Genomic DNA, 15,534 nt, shown 5'->3' on the forward strand with positions numbered 1-15,534 from the left:
TCGGCTACTTCTCGATGCAGAACTCGGCGACGGGCCAGCCCACGTGCCGTTTGTCGGTCGGCGTGTAACCGAGCAGCTGGTCACCGGCCTTGAGTTCGGTGACGTTGAGGACGGTGGCGCCGGGGCCGAGGACCCGTACGTGCCAGTCGTCCTGGACGGTCAGGCTGACCTCGATGCCGTCCGGGGACGTCGCCCTGATGGTCAGCAGCGGCCGGGACTCCAGCTTGACCCGGCCGACGGCGATTCGGCGGGTACGGCCGTCGGCGCCCACGCCCAGGACCGTCGACCCGGCGTGCAGCTCGCTGAGGTAGTTGGTGCGGTTGTCCACTCCGTACGTGTAGGAGTGGAGGGCGCCGGCGTTGACACGGAAGGGGCGCGTCGGCATGTAGGGCAGCGGGTGGGTCTCGCTGACGCAGAGCACGAAACCGTGTGCGTACGAGCCGACGAGGATGCCCTCGTCCTTCTCGAAGTGGGTGCAGGTGTCGACGCACACGCGGTCACCCATGCCGGAGTGCTCGATGGACTCGACCGTCAGCGCGGTGAGGTCGAGCGGCTCGGTCCTGATCGCCAGCAGCTCGGCGAGCCGGAAGACGTCATCGGCGCCCGTCGGCGCCATCATCAGGCCCTCGGAGCCCTTCTCCAGTACGCCGACGACGATCTCGGCCTCCTCCAGCGAGGTGACCTCGCAGACCAGTTGGCCCTCGGAGCGGTCGGCGGCCGCGATGACGATCTCCAGCGGGATCTTGGTCGGGTCGCGGAAGTTCACCACGGTGTACGGGAGGACACTGGCGGCGCCGCAGGCGAGGTCGAGCGTGTACTGGTCGATGACCTCGACATAGGCGGTCGCGCCCTTCTCGCCCGACAGGTGCTTGAGGCGCAGGCCGTTGAGATCGGCGTCGTCGGTGACCGGGACGGCGACGAGGTCCACGGGCGAGGCGGTGGGGCCGTCCTCGGCCGGTGTGCTGTCCGGCTCCTGGTGTTTCCAGGCGTCGGGCCCGGCCGGCAGGAGCACCTTCCTCATCGTGGGCGGCAGGGTGGCCAGGATCTCGGTGCGGGAGTCGACGATACCGTCGAGCCGGGCGTGTATGGCCGCGTCGACGACGGCGGCGACCTGTGCGGGGGCGACGGAACGGATGTCGATCCAGGCGAATTTCATAGGAGTCCCTCAGGAGGAGTGGAAGCGACGCGGGGCGCGGGCCGGATCAGGAGGAGGTGGCCGTGTCGTACAGCTCGGACACGGAGAGCGGCAGCCCGACCTGGTCACGCCGCGGGTGAACGGTGTCGGCGAGTTCCCGCACGAGACGCTCGGGGTCAGGACTGCTGAACACCCGTCGGCCGACGGCCAGTCCGCTGCACCCGGCGTCCAGTGCGGTCTGGGCGTACAGCAGGAGGTCCTTGCCGTCCTGCGGGCCGCCGGCCACCAGGACCGGGACCGGGCAGCTCGCCACGACATCGGCCATCCTGCTCATCGGTACGGCGGCGGACGTCTTGATCAGGTCGGCGCCCAGGTCGGCGGCGATGTTCACCACATGGGCGAGCAGGTCGGGATCGTGGGAGTTCACGACCCGCGGTCCGCGGGCGTAGATCATCACGAGCAACGGCAGGCTCCACCGCTGGCACTCGGTCGCGATCAGGCCGAGGTCGGCGAGCTGCTGATTCTCGGTCTCGGAGCCCACGTTGACGTGCACGCTGACAGCGTCGGCGCCGAGCCGCACCGCGTCCTCCGCGCTGCCGACGAGCACCTTGGCGTGGTGGTCGGCCGCCCGGGCCGTGCCCGCGCTGAGATGGATGATCAGTGCGCACTCCCGCAGGTGGCGCGGATCGATGGCGCGGGCCCGGCCCTTGTGGACGATGACCGCGTCGGCGCCGCCCGCGACGAGCGCGCCCATGAGACGGTCGAATCCATCGGCGTCGACGACCGGTCCGTCGGAAACGGAGTGGTCCAGCGGAATGAACAGATACCGCTCGTCGCCTCTGCGGGAGAGCCGACTGAAACGTAGTTCCCTTCCGCTGGAAAGGGATCTGGGCATGTGAATGGCCGCCCTTCATGGACGATAAATTCTTCCGCGGACACCCGGGGCTGACTTTCGGCCGATGGCGCCACGCATTCGGGTAGGACCGCTTCCTGTTCCTGTGGCGCAGCGGATGCCGAGGAATTTAGGTAATCCGGCGGGGCCCGGTCAAGGAGGCAAACCCCCCTCCTCCGTGCGGCACAAAGGGCTGACTGGACGTGAGTGGCCGGCCGGTGAGGCCAATTGGCCGCCCTGAACGGGTACCCCGTACTCATCCGGTCGGGCAGGTGTTATGGAGGCGCTGAATATGCCTGTGTATTCGACCTGTACCGATGGGACTTGTGCTCTTTCGCAGGTAATGAAGGATGGCGTCCACGACTGAGAGGAAGGTGGGCGCCCTATGAGTTCGGCCATTGACCACGAGCGAATCCGGTCGGAACGGGCAGATTTTCGTCAGGCCATGGGCCGGTTCTGCACCGGTGTCACCGTCGTCGCCTGCGGCACGGCAGCGTCCACCGAGGCGATGACCGCCAATTCGATGACGTCGGTCTCGCTCGACCCCCTGCTGCTCCTGGTGAGTGTGCGCACCGCCGGCCGGCTGCACCAGCGGCTGCGGGACGGGGGCACGTTCTCCGTGAGCGTGCTCTCCGAGGAGCAGCAGCATCTGTCGGTGCTCTTCTCGCGCCAGGACCGGCCCCGTGGTGCGGAGGCGTTCGACCGGCTCGGCTCGTGTACCGGAGCCAGTGAGGACGCGTTGGCCGCCGAGGCGCTGGCCGCGTTCGAGTGCGGTGTGGAAGCCACATACCCCGGCGGGGACCACACGCTCGTCCTGGGCCGGGTGACGGCCGTCCATCAGGGGCGGGCCGGACGCAAGCCGCTCGTCTTCTACACGAGCGGGTACGCCCGGCTCGCCGACAACGTTTCCGTACCGGCCTTCGGCCGGCCACGCGAGGTGGAGAGCACCCATGCCTGAACCGTTCACGGACTCCGCGACGAGTCCTCTCCCGGAAGCCGGCGAGGCCGGTCCGGAGGTCGCCATCGTCGGTGCGGGACCGGCCGGCCTCCTGCTCGGGCTGCTGCTCGGGCAGCGCGGGCGGCGCGTGCTGCTCATCGAGCGCGAGCCCGCTCCCGAGCCGTCGCCCGGTAACGGAATCTGCCCCATCCTCCAGCCGGCCACCCTCGGAGTGCTCGACGGCCTCGGGCTGCTGCCCGATCTGGCCAAGAACACGACGCCCGTGACGCATGGCGAGGTGTCCGCGGGCGGTTCGACCGTCGCCGCGTATGCCTACGCCGACCTGCCCGCGGCCCCGGTCGCCTACGCGCTGCCCGTGTCCATCACGCAGTTGCGGGACGTCCTCACCGACGCCGTGCGCCGCACCCCCGGCGTCGACATCGTCTACGAGGCCACGGTGCACGGCCTGCCCGAGCGCGACGGAGAAGACCCCGGCCTGCGAGGCGTACGGCTGGAGACCGGTGAGGGGACGCGTACGCTCCACCCCTCCCTGGTCGTCGGCTGCGACGGCAAGCGCTCCGCGGTCCGTGAAATGGCCGGCATCTCCTCGGAAGTGAAGGCGTTCCCCCGCGGATATCTCGAACTCCGGGTGCCCATGCCGGCGTTCTGGGGCGGGGTGATGCGTGCCTTCTTCACCGCCGACGGCTACATGCTCGGCACGCCCATCGCGGACGGTCAGCTTCTCTTCGTCTGGATCACCGGGCCCGAACAGGCCGAACGCGCCACCGGGGGAGAGCTGTCGGCGCTGGTGGACCGTTACGCGGAGGGTGTCCCCGAGGCGGCCGACTGGATCCGTGCCCACACCCATGGCTGGGATCAGATCAGGGAGTTCCCCCACCACATCGTCCGCCCGGAACGCTGGGTCGCCGGGAACGTCCTGCTCGTCGGCGACAGCGCGCACGGCGTCCATGTCTACGGCGGACAGGGGCTGAATCTCTCGCTCCAGGACGCCGCTTGTCTCGCCGAGGCCTGTGACGAGGCGCTGGCCCGCTCCGACAGCGCTCCGCTGAAGCGGTTCGAACAGAAGCGCAGACCGTTCGTGTCGGCGTTCCAGGACATGCAGGAAGCGCACCTGAGCGCACTGGCCGCGCGGAATCCCCAGAGCGGCGGCCAGAGTTCTGGCACCGGCGGCCAGAGTTCCGGAAGCGGTGACCAGAGCTCCGGAGGCGGTGGCCACCTGCCGGACTTCGCTCCGCTGGCCCTCGGTCAGCCGGAGATCCGCGAGACGCTCGCCCGCGCCGCTCACCTGCCCGGTGCTGGCAGGTGAGTGGCGCGTGGCAGACCTGGATCTGACCGCGTACCTGGCGCGCATCGGATACGAGGGCCCGCTGGAGCCCACGATGAAGGTGCTGCGGGCCCTGTGCTGGGCGCATGTACGGAGCGTCCCTTTCGAGCTGCTGGACGGGCCGGACGGGATCAAGCCCGCCATCGACGCCGCCGGCGTCTTCGAGAAGGTGGTCACCCGTCGTCAGGGCGGGGCGTGCATGGAGGTCAACAACCTCTTCGCCGCCCTCCTCGCCACCCTCGGGTACGACGTCACCACCCTGGCCTCGCGGCCGTGGCTGCCGCAGGACCGCACGTACACGGACACCGGCGACCACATGGTGCTCCTGGTCCGCCTCGACCACGCACGCTGGCTCGTCGACGTCGCCTACTCGCAGCTCACGGCGGTCGGACCGGTCGGCCTCGACGGCGCCGTACGGCGCGAACGGGGATGGGACTTCCGTGTGCACCAGGAGGGTGCGGAGTTCACCGCGCAGCGCAGGGGCACGAGCGGCCGGTGGGCCCCCATCCACCGGTTCACCCTCGACCCGCGCGGCGCCCGGCACTTCGGCGAGATCCTGGATCTCTACCTGAAGCCGGAGAACGACTCACCGATCCCGCGCACCCTGATGTGCTCGCGCGTGACGTCCGAAGGCAAGGTCACCCTCGTCAACGACCTGCTCATCGAGACGGCCCACGGTACGGAACGCAGCAGCAAGGTGGAGACCCCGGCCGCGTGCCGCGCCGCCTTGGCGACGGTGTTCGAGGGCCATCCGCAGCTCGCGGAGCGCGGCGCACGTATCTGGCAACGGCTGGTCGGGGACCGTATCCCCGCCGCGCCCCCCGGTGAGCACCCCGGGGCAGGAAACCACGAGGAGATACGCGTATGACCAGGCCGCACATCGGCTTCGGAGCTTTCCTGTCGCCCCTCCACCCGCCCGGCGAGAACCCGACCCTCCAGATGTGGCGGGACCTGGAGCTGGTCGAGTGGCTCGACCAGCTCGGCTTCGCCGAAGCCTGGGTCGGGGAACACCACTCGGGCGGCTGGGGCACCATCGGCTCACCCGAGATCTTTCTCGCGGCGGCGGCGGAACGCACCCGGCACATCAAGCTCGGCACCGGCGTGACCAGCCTCCCCTACCACCATCCGTTCATGGTGGCCTCGCGCATCGTCCAGCTCGACCACATGACGCGCGGCCGGGTGATGCTCGGCGTGGGCGCGGGCTCCTCCCCCGGCGACGCGCACATGCTCGGCATCGCACCCGGCGAACAGCGCAGGATGACCGGGGAGTCGCTCGAAGTCGTCCTCGGACTGCTCGCGGGCCGGGCGCCGGTGACCCGGGAGACGGACTGGTTCACCGTCCGCGACGCGCGGTTGCAGCACCGGCCGTACCACCGCGAGGGGATCGAGGTCGCCATCTCCAGCGCGGCGTCCCCGCACAGCATGCAACTGGCCGGCCGTCATGGGCTGAGCCCGCTGTCCTTCGCTTCGCCCCGGCCCGGCGGGACCGCGCCGGACCTGCGCCGCCAGTGGGCGTACGCGCAGGAGGCGGCCGAGGCCAACGGCACCACTGTCAGCCGCGACGACTGGCGTCTGGTCGTCAACGTCTATGTGGCCGAATCGCGTCAGCGGGCCATGGAGGACCTGCGGGCCGGTGCGGCGGCCTGGATGCGCGGCTACTTCGGCGACATCGTCGGGCTCCCGGTCGACGCGCTCGGCATCGAACCCGGCCGTGAGATCGAAGCGCTGGTGAAGTCGGGCGCGGCGATCGTCGGCTCGCCCGAAGAGGTCACCGAGTCCATCGAGAACCTGCACGCGAGCAGCGGAGGGTTCGGCAAGCTGCTGGTCACCGGCGCGGACTGGGCGTCCAGGGAGAACGCCCGACGCAGCCTCGAACTCCTCGCGCGGTATGTGGCGCCGCAGTTCGACGGATCGCTGCGCGGCTTCGAGGACTCCCGCGACTGGGTGGTGTCCCACCGGACCGAGTTCGTCACCCAGGCGATCGGAGCGTTCCAGAAGGCGTTCACCGACTCCGGTGTCGCCGCACCGCAGCTGCCCGTCCCGGTACCGGACGCCCCCAGGTCCGTCTGACCCACGTTCCCACCAGGCCGCCGGCCGCTCTTCCCGAGCGGCCGGCGGCATCTACCGTTCTGGAGGTCTTCATGAGTTCCGCACACCCCGCCCCCGTCCACACGGGCGCCGCCAGGCTCCATTCCCTCACCGGTCTGCGCTGGTGGCTGGCGTTACTCGTATTCGGGGAACACATAGCCGCGCTGAGACTCGGGACCGGAGTGGGTGCCGACGATCCGGGGCCGGCCGACGTGGTCCTGCGCACGCTCTTCGGCACCGGCACGATCGGCGTCAGCGGCTTCTTCATTCTGAGCGGCTTCGTACTCGCCTGGACCTACCGGCCGCAGAGCGACACCGTGCGCCGCTTCTGGCAGCGGCGGTTCGCCAAGATCTATCCGGTCTACCTCCTCTCGACCGTGCTGGCGTTCCTGATGTTCTCCGCGATGGGCGACACGCCCAGCCTGTCGAACGTCGGCCTCCATCTCACCCTGCTCCAGTCCTGGTCCTTCGACCAGAGCCACTACTTCGGCCTCAACCCGGTCACCTGGTCGCTGAGTTGTGAGGCTTTCTTCTATCTCATGATGCCGGTCGTCTTCCTGCTGCTGCGCCGGGCCGGGGCCAGGACGCTGCATCTCGTGATCGGCGGGGCCGTGGTCCTCTCGTTCGTTCTGCCCTACACGGCGGGCGCCGCCGTCCAACTGCCCTACCCCGCCGAGGAGATGATCCCGACAGGTCCGGTCGGCGGGCCCTTCCCGTACTGGTTCACCTATGTCTTCCCGGGGTTCCGGCTGCTGGAGTTCGTCGCCGGGGTCGCCGCCGCGCTGCTGGTACGCGAGGGGAAGTGGCGCGGACCGGGTGTCCGCTGGGCCCTGGTCATCTGCCTGGCGGGGTTCGTGGTCAATCTCCAGCTCCCGCCACGCCTCCAGCACGAAGCGGGCACCTTCCTGCCGTTCCTGGTCCTGATCGGGGCGCTGGCGACGGCCGACATCCGCGGCCGGTGGTCTCCGCTGCGCTCGCGGGCGGCGCTCTTCCTCGGAGAGATCTCGTACTGCCTGTACGTGTTCCAGCTGCTGATCCTGGCGGTGCTCTCGACGGGGCTGCGGCCGGCTCTTGCCGCCGCCGGGGTGCTCGACGGCAAGGACGCCGCCCCGCCCACCTGGCTGGTCGGGCCGGTCGTCCTCGGGTGTCTGGCCGTCTGCTCGCTGGCCGCGTGGGCCGCGTACCGATGGGTGGAGGTGCCGATGATGCGGCGTCTGCGGCCCCGTCCGGTACCGGTGTACGTGGACGTGCTCGTCCAGACACCTGTCGACCCGGCCGAGGTCATCGTCCGTAAGCTCGCATGAACATGCCGATGCCCCGGTCGACGATCCGGTCGATCCCGGCGTCGTCGAGGGTCACCTGTCCCAGCGCGGAGACCAGTTGCGCCTCGCCGATCAGCAGGGCGCGCAACTGACGCGCCGCGACCTCCGGATCGGGTACGGACAGGCGGCCGGCCCGCCCGAGGAGCGCCAGCTGCTCGGCGATGTCACGGACGCTCGCCTCCTGGTCGACACCGCGCAGCGCCACCCTCAGGCACTCTTCCAAGGGCGCGTCGACAAGGATGCGCCAGCGCAGTGCGGCCGTGTCGTCACACAGCATCAGACGCACCCAGCGGCGTCCGAAGTCGAGGAACTGCGCTTCGAGATCGGCGCAGTCGTGGGTCGCGATGGTTTCGCTCAGCACCGCGTGGAACTGCGCGGCGAGCGGATCCATCGCGTTCACCACGACGCTCCTGACCAGCGCGTCGCGGTCGCCGAAGTGGTTGTAGAGCGTCTGCTTCGCGACCCGCGCCTGCACGGCGATTGCGTCGACACTGCCCCGCGCGAAGCCGTCCCGCAGGAAGACAAGGGCGGCCGCCTCCAGGATCTGCGCCCTGCGGTCCCTGCCCCCGTGTGTCCTGCGCGGTGGCGGGCCCGCCACCGCGACAGGGCCCGAAGCCCCGGTCTTCCGCGTCACTGCCACCGCTCTGCCTCCCGGACTGGCACCGGCTTGCCTCTTGGATGACCTACTCTACTATTCAAATCTAGACGACACCGTCTAACTTTGTAAGTCCGCACCACCGCTCGGAGGGGATCCCGCCATGACCCAACAGATGCCTTCGCCCCCGGGCGCGGCGCAGGACAGCCGTATCGACGCACAGCTGTGGTGGCTGTGCGGTGTGCTCGTCCTCGGAGCCGTGACCACGCTGCTGGACGGCACCATCGTCAACGTCGCGATCGACACGCTCTCGCACGAGTTCAACTCCACACTCGACTCGATCCAGTGGACGATCACCGGCTATCTGCTGGCGTTGTCCCTGGTGGTGCCGCTCTCCGGATGGGCCATGGAGCGCTTCGGCGCCAAGCGCATGTGGCTCGCCGCCCAGGCGCTCTTCCTGATCGGCTCCGTGCTGTCGGGCATCGCGTGGTCCGTGGAGAGCCTGATCGCCTTCCGGGTGGTCCAGGGGCTCGGCGGCGGCATGGTGATGCCGATGGCCCAGGCCATGCTGGCCCGGGCGGCCGGCCCCAGCCGGATGGGCCGGGTCATGGCCGTCGTCTCCGTACCCGCGATGCTCGCCCCGGTGATCGGCCCGGTGATCGGCGGCCTGTTCGTCGACGAGCTGAGCTGGCGGTGGATCTTCTTCATCAACATTCCGATCGGACTGGCCGCGATCGTGCTGGCCTGGGTGAAGCTCCCCGCCGACCGGCCGTCCAAGGAGACACGTCTCGACGTGCTCGGACTGCTGCTCCTCTCCCCCGGCCTCGCGCTGCTGCTGTACGGAATGGCCGAGAGCGCCGGTGACGGCTTCGCCAGCGCCGGCAGCCTGCCGTGGACCCTGTCCGGCGCGGTCCTGATCGTGGCCTTCGCCGTACACGCGCTGCGTACCCGCCGCACCCCGCTGATCGACCTGCGGCTCTTCTCGGACCGCGGCTTCTCCGCCGCCGTCCTCACGCAGTTCACCCTCAACGCGGCCCTCTTCGGCGGGATGTTCCTGCTGCCGCTGTACTTCCAGATGAGCCGCGGTGACAGCGTCCTGCACGCCGGGCTGATGCTGGCGCCGCAGGGGGCCGGCTATGTCATCGCGATGGTGCTCGTCGGCAAGGCCACGGACCGGCTGAGCGCCGGTCCGATCGCGCTGGCAGGGGTGGTGCTGACCGTGCTGGGGACCGTCCCGTTCGTCATGCTGGACAGCGGCTCCAGCCAACTCGTGCTGGGGATCGCGATGGTGGTACGCGGCATCGGCGTCGGCGTGGTCACGCTGCCCAGCCTGGCGGCCGCCTACCGGTCGCTGGCACCCGCGGCGATGCCCCGGGCATCCAGCGCGATGAACATCTTCCAGCGCCTCGGCGGATCGGTGGGCACCGCTGTCGCGGCGGTCGTCCTGCAACAGGCCCTCACGGACGGCAGGCCCGTCGGCACTCCGCTGAGCGAGTCGTTCAGTACGTCCTTCTGGTGGGTCCTCGTCTTCGCCGTGATCACTGTGCTGCCCGTGCTGTTCCTGCCGCGCAAAGCCCAGCCCCCGGCTTCCGCGGTCACGGCTCCGGCTGAGCCGGAGCACGAGACGACAGCGCCCGGCCGCGTGTGACGAAAACCGTGTGGGCCCGGCTCCGTACGAAGCGGGGCCGGGCCCACACGCGTGCGACGGGACCGGGTCAGACCGTGAAGACGACTTTCCCGAAGAGGTCGCCCGCCCCCATGGCGGCGAGGCCGGCCCGCGCCTCCCCCAGGGGCAGCACCCGGTCCACGACGGGACGTACACCGGTACGGACACAGAAGGCCGCCAGCCGGGCGAGCTGGGCCGCGGTCCCCATGGTCGAGCCCACCACGGAGAGCTGGTTGGCGAAGATACGCCCCAGGTCGGCCGGCGGGAACCCGCCCGTGGTGGCGCCGGAGATGACCAGCCGCCCGCCGGTGCGCAGGGCCTTCAGCGAGTGGGCCCAGGTGGCCTCGCCGACGGTGTCCAGGACCGCGTCGACCTTGTGCGGAAGCCGCTCGCCCGGGGCGAGGACCAGCTCCGCGCCCAGCCCCGCCAGCCGGTCACGCTTGGCCCCGGAACGGCTGACCGCCCAGACGCGGTATCCCGCCGCCCGGCCGAGGCTGACCAGCGCCGTCCCGACGCCTCCGCCGCCGCCCTGCACCAGGATCGTCGACCCGGGCTCCGCCCCGGACTTCTCGAACAGCATCCGGTAGGCGGTGAGCCAGGCCCCCGGCAGGCAGGCGGCCTCCGTGAAGCTGAGCTCGGCGGGCTTCGGAACCAGACAGCGCACGGGCACCGACACGCGTTCCGCCAGCGTTCCCGGGTGGTGCACGGAGAGGAACTGGACCGCGGGATCCATCGTCTCGTCCCCGCCGCCCGCCAGCGGATCCCCGATCACGGGATAGACGATGACCGCGTTCCCCTCCTCGTCCACCCCCGCCGCGTCGCTGCCGAGGATCACGGGAAGCTGGCCCGGCTGTACCGCGACACCGCGCAGGGTCCACAGGTCGTGGTGATTGAGCGCGGCGGCACGGACCGAGACGGTGGTCCACCCCGCCCGCTCGGACGGCTCGGGCCACTCGCCGGTACGCAGACCGGCGAGCGGATCGTGCGGCGCGGACCGCTCGGCCACAACGGCGTACATGAGCTGTCACCCGGCCCGCAGGCAGAGGGTGCCCCAGACGAACCCGGCACCGATCCCCGAGATGATCATCAGATCCCCATCGGTGACCTCGCCCCGCTCCATGGCCTCGTGGAGGACCGTGAACACCGTGGCCGCCCCGGTGTTGCCGTACCGGTCGACCGTGACCCCGGCCCTGGACCGCTCGACGCCCAGCACGTCCATCACCTCCCGCACGATGTTCAGGTTGGCCTGGTGGAGTACGTAGTGGGCGATGTCGTCCGCCCGAAGTCCCGCCCGGCCGAGCGTGACGCGGATGCTCTCCGGCAGCCGCTTCGTCGCCTCGACCCATACCGCGCGGCCGTCCATCCGGAGGTACTGCCCGCCCTCGGCGGCGGTCTCGGGCGTGGTGGGCAGGGAGGCACCGCCGGCCCGGATCTCCACCGCGTGCGAGAGGGAGGCGTCGAGATCCCAGGAGAGGATTCCGTGTCCCGGTGACGTACGGCTCATGACGACCGCGCCGGCCGCGTCACCGAAGAACACCCGCGTGGCACGGTCCGCCGGGTCGGTCACCCGGGACAGGCACTCGGCGCCGATCACCAGGACGTGGCGCAGGCTGTCGTTCTGGAGAAGATGAGCGGCCACCAGCATCCCGTAGGCGCCGCCGGCGCAGGCGGCCTGACTGAGATCCAGCGGGAAGGCACGGCTCGCCCCCAGCGCCTCCTTGACGATCAGGGCCGTGGACGGCAGGGGCTGGTCGTAGGTGAAGGTGGCGACGATGACCGCGTCGATGTCCTCGGCGGCCACCCCACTGTTCTCCAGCGCCTGACGGCCCGCGGCCGTGCACATGTCGGATGTGGTCAATCCCGGTTCCAGCCATCGCCGTTCCTGGATTCCGGTACGCGTTCGGATCCATTCGTCGGTCGTGTCCAGCGTCTTCACCAGGTCACTGTTCCGGACGACCTGGGAAGGCACGTACATGCCGGTTCCGGCTATTCCGACAGGAATACGGAGACCGCCCTGCGAAAGGCCCGGGGACGGCACGGCATTCTCGATTACCTCTGGCATGTCTGCTCACTTCCCGGCTGGCCGCGGCCTCGTGCACAGGGACCGAGGCCACGGCTGCAGCAGATAGATGGCCCGGTCAGCCGCTCGGCTCCGGCCGGACCCGGGCTTCGGTACGTGCGCGGTCGCCGCCCGGACAACGAGGCCGGGGCAGGCTCTTCGGTGGGCCCGGCGAATTGCGGGAAATCCGGCGTGGGCCGGGCGCACAGTCCTTCCAGTGCACGGCACTCTAGGTCGCGTCCCGCATTCCGGGCCATCCACAACTGTTCAGTCGGCGCGGTATTTTCGTGGTGGTTGTTCGACGTATCCAAGTGCCCTGCCCGGTCGTGCAGGTGGGGGACGATCCGTCCGTCGGTGGCGATGGAGCACCCGGATCGACTCTTCCCGGCCCCGGTGGCAGAAGCCAGACTCGTGGCACACCGGGTGGCAGCCGGCGCGTGTCCCAACAGGACCGAATCCAGCGCACTGCGGTGCGCCGCCGGCAGACCTTCCATTCGCTCGCGAACCGTGCGAGTGGCCTTGTCAGTACCTGGTCCCATCCTGCCGGTACCGCCACCCGCGGCACCGAAGGCCGGCGCGGCCGGCCGGACCCGCCGATGCGGGCCTTCCCCGGGACCGGGCTCCCCCCGGGGAGGGCCCGCTCCCCCCGGCCTCGCCCACAGCCCCGCTTCCGACCTGTCCCGACTCGCCGTCCACCCCAGGTGGCCGGCATGAGGAGCACCCGTCAGATGGCAGACATCGCACACCACGAGCGGCACGGCGCAGGGATCAGAGCCATCGGTGGCCACCTTCCCGAACGGGTCGTCACCAACGCGGAACTGGAGAAGCGGCTCGACACCACCGACGCCTGGATCAGCGAGTACATCGGGGTGAAGACCCGTCGCTGGTCCGCCCCCGACGAGTGGTCGTCCGACCTCGGTGCCGCCGCGCTGCTCGACGCCTGCCGCAGGGCCGGGGTGAGCCCCGAGTCAATCGACCTCGTCGTCTGCGGCACGTACACCCCCGACCACCTCATCCCCGCGACGGCCGTGGCCATCATGGGCAAGGCGGGAATCCGGGAGACCCCCGGATTCGACGTCAACAGCGGCGGATGCCCGGGCGGTACCTTCGCCCTGGATGTCGGCGCGAAGTACGTGGCCTCCGGCTCCTACCGCCGCGTCGCGGTGGTGCTGGCCGATGTCAGCACGAAGACGTTCGACCCGGAGGACCGTACCGTCGGGGTCATCTTCGGTGACGGCGCGGCCTGTTACCTGCTGGAGCCGACTGCGGCCGGCAAGGGAGTCGGTACGGCCCTGCTGCGCAGCGACCCGACGGCGTACACCACCGCGTACGTCAAGCGCGAGAAGCGCACCTGGGACGACGGCAGTCCCAAGCAGTCGGCCTTCGGCGACAACTTCGCCCATATGCACGGCCGCGGCGTGCGTGACTTCGCCCTCGACCGGATTCCGCCCTTCGTCGAGGAACTCGTCAAGGGCGACGGGCTCTCCGTGGACGACATCGACCTGATCGTCTTTCACCAGGCCAACTACCACCTGATCCATCTCCTGATGGAGAAGCTGGGCCTGCCCGCCGACCGGACCATGACGAACGTGCAGAAGTACGGCAACACCTCGGGCGCCGGGGTGCCGCTCGTCCTGCGCGAGGCGGTGGACAGCGGCCGGATCACCCCGGGCAGCATTGTCGTCATCGTCTCGTTCGGTGCGGGCATGAGCCACGGCGGCGCGGTGATCCGCTGGACCGGTGACGACGACTTCGGTCCCGTTTCATGAGCGTCGAGTCCCCCGTACTCCCGGCGGCCCCCGCCGGTCCTGTGGCCGTGATCGGGGCGGGCACGATGGGGGCCGGCCTGGCGCAGACCGCGGCGGCCGCGGGCCGCGACGTGATCCTCTACAGCCGGACGGAGGAGACCCTCGCCCGTGCTTCGGTGTCCATCGACACCTCCCTGCGGCGGATCGCGCGGCGCGCGGCCGCCCGGCCGGAACCGGGCGCCGCGGCCGATCCCGATCAGGTCCGGCTCCGTATCTCCCTCACCACCGATCTGGGTGACTGCGGCGAGGCAGCCGTGGTGATCGAATCGATCGCCGAGGACCTCACCGCCAAGCGGCGGATGTTCACCGAACTGGACAGGATCTGCGCCGGCTCCGCGCTGCTGGCGACCAACACCTCGGGCATACCCATCGGCCTGGTCGCGGGCGCCACGTCCCGTCCCGAGCGGGTGGTCGGCACGCACTTCTTCTCGCCGGTCCCCGTGATGGAGCTGTGCGAGATCGTGCGGGGTCCGGCCACTGCGGACAGCACCATGGCCGCCGCGCGTTCCTTCGCGCGGGAGATCGGTAAGCAGAGCATCGTGGTGGACCGGGACTCGCCAGGATTCGTCACCACCCGCCTGCTCACGGTCCTCATCCTGGAGGCGATCAGGATGGTGGAGGACGGCACCTGCCGTGCGGCGGACATCGATCTCGCCTGCCGGCTCGGCTTCGGCCACCCCATGGGGCCGCTCGCGTCGGTGGACCTGAGCGGTCTGGACGTCTTCCACGACGTGGCCTCCGGGCTCCACCGTGCCACGGGAAACCCGGTGTTCGCCGTTCCCGCGCTCCTCGGCGAGCTCGTCGCCTCAGGGCACCACGGACGGAAGTCGGGCCGTGGCTTCCATGACTACTCCGACGCGGACAGGACGGAAGGGGGCGGCGGATGACCGGACCCGGTACCACCGCCTTCACCAGGATCAGCGTCACCTGGGAAGCAGGCGTCACCCACCTGACGCTGAACCGCCCCGCCCGCCGCAACGCCATCGACCTCGGGCTGGCCCAGGAACTGCTGCGGGCCTGTCTGCTGGAACGCACCGCGGACAGCCGGTGCGTGCTGCTCAGCGGCGCGGGCGACCACTTCTGCGTGGGCGGGGACCTCCATGCCTTCCAGGCGCAGGACGACATCTCCCACCACCTGACGGAGGTGACCAGCTACCTGCACGCGGCGATCAGCCGGCTGGCGGCCCTGGCCGCCCCTCTCGTGGTGGCGGCGCGGGGGCATGTGGCGGGTGCGGGACTGGGGCTGGCCTGTCTGGCGGACGTCCTGCTCACGGAGCAAGGGACCACGTACCGCTCGGCGTACGGCGCCCTCGGACTCACACCCGACGCCTCCACGAGTCATCTGCTGCCCAGGCTGGTGGGGCTGCGCCGCGCCCAGCGCATGACCTTGCTGGGCCATGTCCTGGACGCCGAACAGGCCGAGCAGTGGGGGCTGTCCAGCGAGACCGTGCCGGCCGGCCACCTGACGGCGCGGGCCCGGTCGGTCTGCGCGCGGCTCGCCGCCGGTCCCACCACGGCGCACGGTCAGACCAACCGGCTCCTGCGGTCCGGCTTCGCGCGCACCCTCGCCGACCACCTCCAGGACGAGTCGGCGACGCTCAGCGCCGTCGCTTCGACCCCGGACGCGGCCGAGGGCATACGGGCGTTCGCCGAACGCCGCCCCGCTGTCTGGCTCGGACGCTGAGGG

At 70.3% G+C, this 15,534-nt stretch carries 14 protein-coding genes; 9 read left to right on the plus strand and 5 right to left on the minus strand.

Annotated elements, in window-relative coordinates; genetic code table 11:
• Window positions 1-4: 4 nt before the first annotated feature.
• Both ACZ6MZ_RS17940 and ACZ6MZ_RS17945 read right to left on the minus strand, forming a co-directional pair.
• Window positions 5-1,156: a 3-dehydroquinate synthase II family protein gene (locus tag ACZ6MZ_RS17940; protein WP_469352861.1), complete on the minus strand. Its 1,152-nt coding sequence runs from the start codon at window positions 1,154-1,156 to the stop codon at window positions 5-7.
• Between the two features lie 46 nt (window positions 1,157-1,202).
• Complete coding sequence (locus ACZ6MZ_RS17945; protein WP_469352863.1) at window positions 1,203-2,030, minus strand: 2-amino-3,7-dideoxy-D-threo-hept-6-ulosonate synthase; 828 nt, start codon at window positions 2,028-2,030, stop codon at window positions 1,203-1,205.
• 382 nt (window positions 2,031-2,412) lie between these two features.
• Here ACZ6MZ_RS17945 and ACZ6MZ_RS17950 point away from each other — a divergent pair, with 382 nt between their 5' ends.
• The 5 genes from ACZ6MZ_RS17950 (at window position 2,413) to ACZ6MZ_RS17970 (ending at window position 7,701) form a co-directional block, all read left to right on the plus strand.
• A complete protein-coding gene (locus tag ACZ6MZ_RS17950; RefSeq protein WP_469352864.1) occupies window positions 2,413-2,985 on the plus strand; it encodes a flavin reductase family protein in 573 nt (190 codons plus the stop codon).
• Complete coding sequence (locus ACZ6MZ_RS17955) at window positions 2,978-4,291, plus strand: FAD-dependent oxidoreductase (protein WP_469352866.1); 1,314 nt, start codon at window positions 2,978-2,980, stop codon at window positions 4,289-4,291. Before ACZ6MZ_RS17950 ends, ACZ6MZ_RS17955 begins: the two co-directional genes overlap by 8 nt.
• A gap of 7 nt (window positions 4,292-4,298) precedes the next feature.
• Window positions 4,299-5,177 (plus strand): arylamine N-acetyltransferase family protein, encoded by an 879-nt coding sequence (locus ACZ6MZ_RS17960; RefSeq protein ID WP_469352867.1) that lies wholly within the window; start codon window positions 4,299-4,301, stop codon window positions 5,175-5,177.
• Window positions 5,174-6,379: an LLM class flavin-dependent oxidoreductase gene (locus tag ACZ6MZ_RS17965; RefSeq protein ID WP_469352869.1), complete on the plus strand. Its 1,206-nt coding sequence runs from the start codon at window positions 5,174-5,176 to the stop codon at window positions 6,377-6,379. Before ACZ6MZ_RS17960 ends, ACZ6MZ_RS17965 begins: the two co-directional genes overlap by 4 nt.
• A 71-nt stretch (window positions 6,380-6,450) precedes the next feature.
• On the plus strand, window positions 6,451-7,701 hold the full coding sequence (locus tag ACZ6MZ_RS17970) for an acyltransferase family protein (RefSeq protein WP_469352870.1): 1,251 nt from the start codon (window positions 6,451-6,453) through the stop codon (window positions 7,699-7,701).
• Here the strand turns inward: ACZ6MZ_RS17970 and ACZ6MZ_RS17975 are convergent.
• Entirely contained in the window at window positions 7,679-8,359 is a 681-nt protein-coding gene (locus ACZ6MZ_RS17975; RefSeq protein ID WP_469352872.1) for a TetR/AcrR family transcriptional regulator, read from the minus strand. The two genes, ACZ6MZ_RS17970 and ACZ6MZ_RS17975, sit on opposite strands and share 23 nt — an antisense overlap.
• A gap of 118 nt (window positions 8,360-8,477) precedes the next feature.
• Here ACZ6MZ_RS17975 and ACZ6MZ_RS17980 point away from each other — a divergent pair, with 118 nt between their 5' ends.
• Window positions 8,478-9,962 carry an MDR family MFS transporter gene (locus tag ACZ6MZ_RS17980; protein ID WP_469352874.1) on the plus strand — a complete coding sequence of 495 codons (1,485 nt, stop codon included), beginning with the start codon at window positions 8,478-8,480 and terminating at the stop codon, window positions 9,960-9,962.
• Between the two features lie 67 nt (window positions 9,963-10,029).
• On the opposite strand, the gene ACZ6MZ_RS17985 is transcribed toward ACZ6MZ_RS17980, so the two are convergent.
• Together ACZ6MZ_RS17985 and ACZ6MZ_RS17990 are read right to left on the minus strand one after the other, a co-directional pair.
• Complete coding sequence (locus ACZ6MZ_RS17985) at window positions 10,030-10,998, minus strand: zinc-binding dehydrogenase (RefSeq protein WP_386875364.1); 969 nt, start codon at window positions 10,996-10,998, stop codon at window positions 10,030-10,032.
• A 6-nt stretch (window positions 10,999-11,004) separates the two neighbouring features.
• A complete protein-coding gene (locus tag ACZ6MZ_RS17990; protein ID WP_469352876.1) occupies window positions 11,005-12,042 on the minus strand; it encodes a 3-oxoacyl-ACP synthase III family protein in 1,038 nt (345 codons plus the stop codon).
• Window positions 12,043-12,767: 725 nt separating this feature from the next.
• Between ACZ6MZ_RS17990 and ACZ6MZ_RS17995 the strand changes: the two genes are divergently transcribed.
• The 3 genes from ACZ6MZ_RS17995 to ACZ6MZ_RS18005 are packed head-to-tail and all read left to right on the plus strand — an operon-like array spanning window position 12,768 to window position 15,531.
• Entirely contained in the window at window positions 12,768-13,808 is a 1,041-nt protein-coding gene (locus tag ACZ6MZ_RS17995; protein WP_469352877.1) for a 3-oxoacyl-ACP synthase III family protein, read from the plus strand.
• Window positions 13,805-14,734, plus strand: a complete 930-nt coding sequence (locus ACZ6MZ_RS18000) for a 3-hydroxyacyl-CoA dehydrogenase family protein (RefSeq protein WP_469352878.1) — start codon at window positions 13,805-13,807, stop codon at window positions 14,732-14,734. The genes ACZ6MZ_RS17995 and ACZ6MZ_RS18000 overlap by 4 nt, the downstream gene beginning before the upstream one ends.
• Window positions 14,731-15,531: an enoyl-CoA hydratase/isomerase family protein gene (locus ACZ6MZ_RS18005; protein WP_469352879.1), complete on the plus strand. Its 801-nt coding sequence runs from the start codon at window positions 14,731-14,733 to the stop codon at window positions 15,529-15,531. The genes ACZ6MZ_RS18000 and ACZ6MZ_RS18005 overlap by 4 nt, the downstream gene beginning before the upstream one ends.
• Window positions 15,532-15,534: the final 3 nt, after the last annotated feature.

This window comes from Streptomyces sp. NPDC042201, assembly GCF_055582185.1.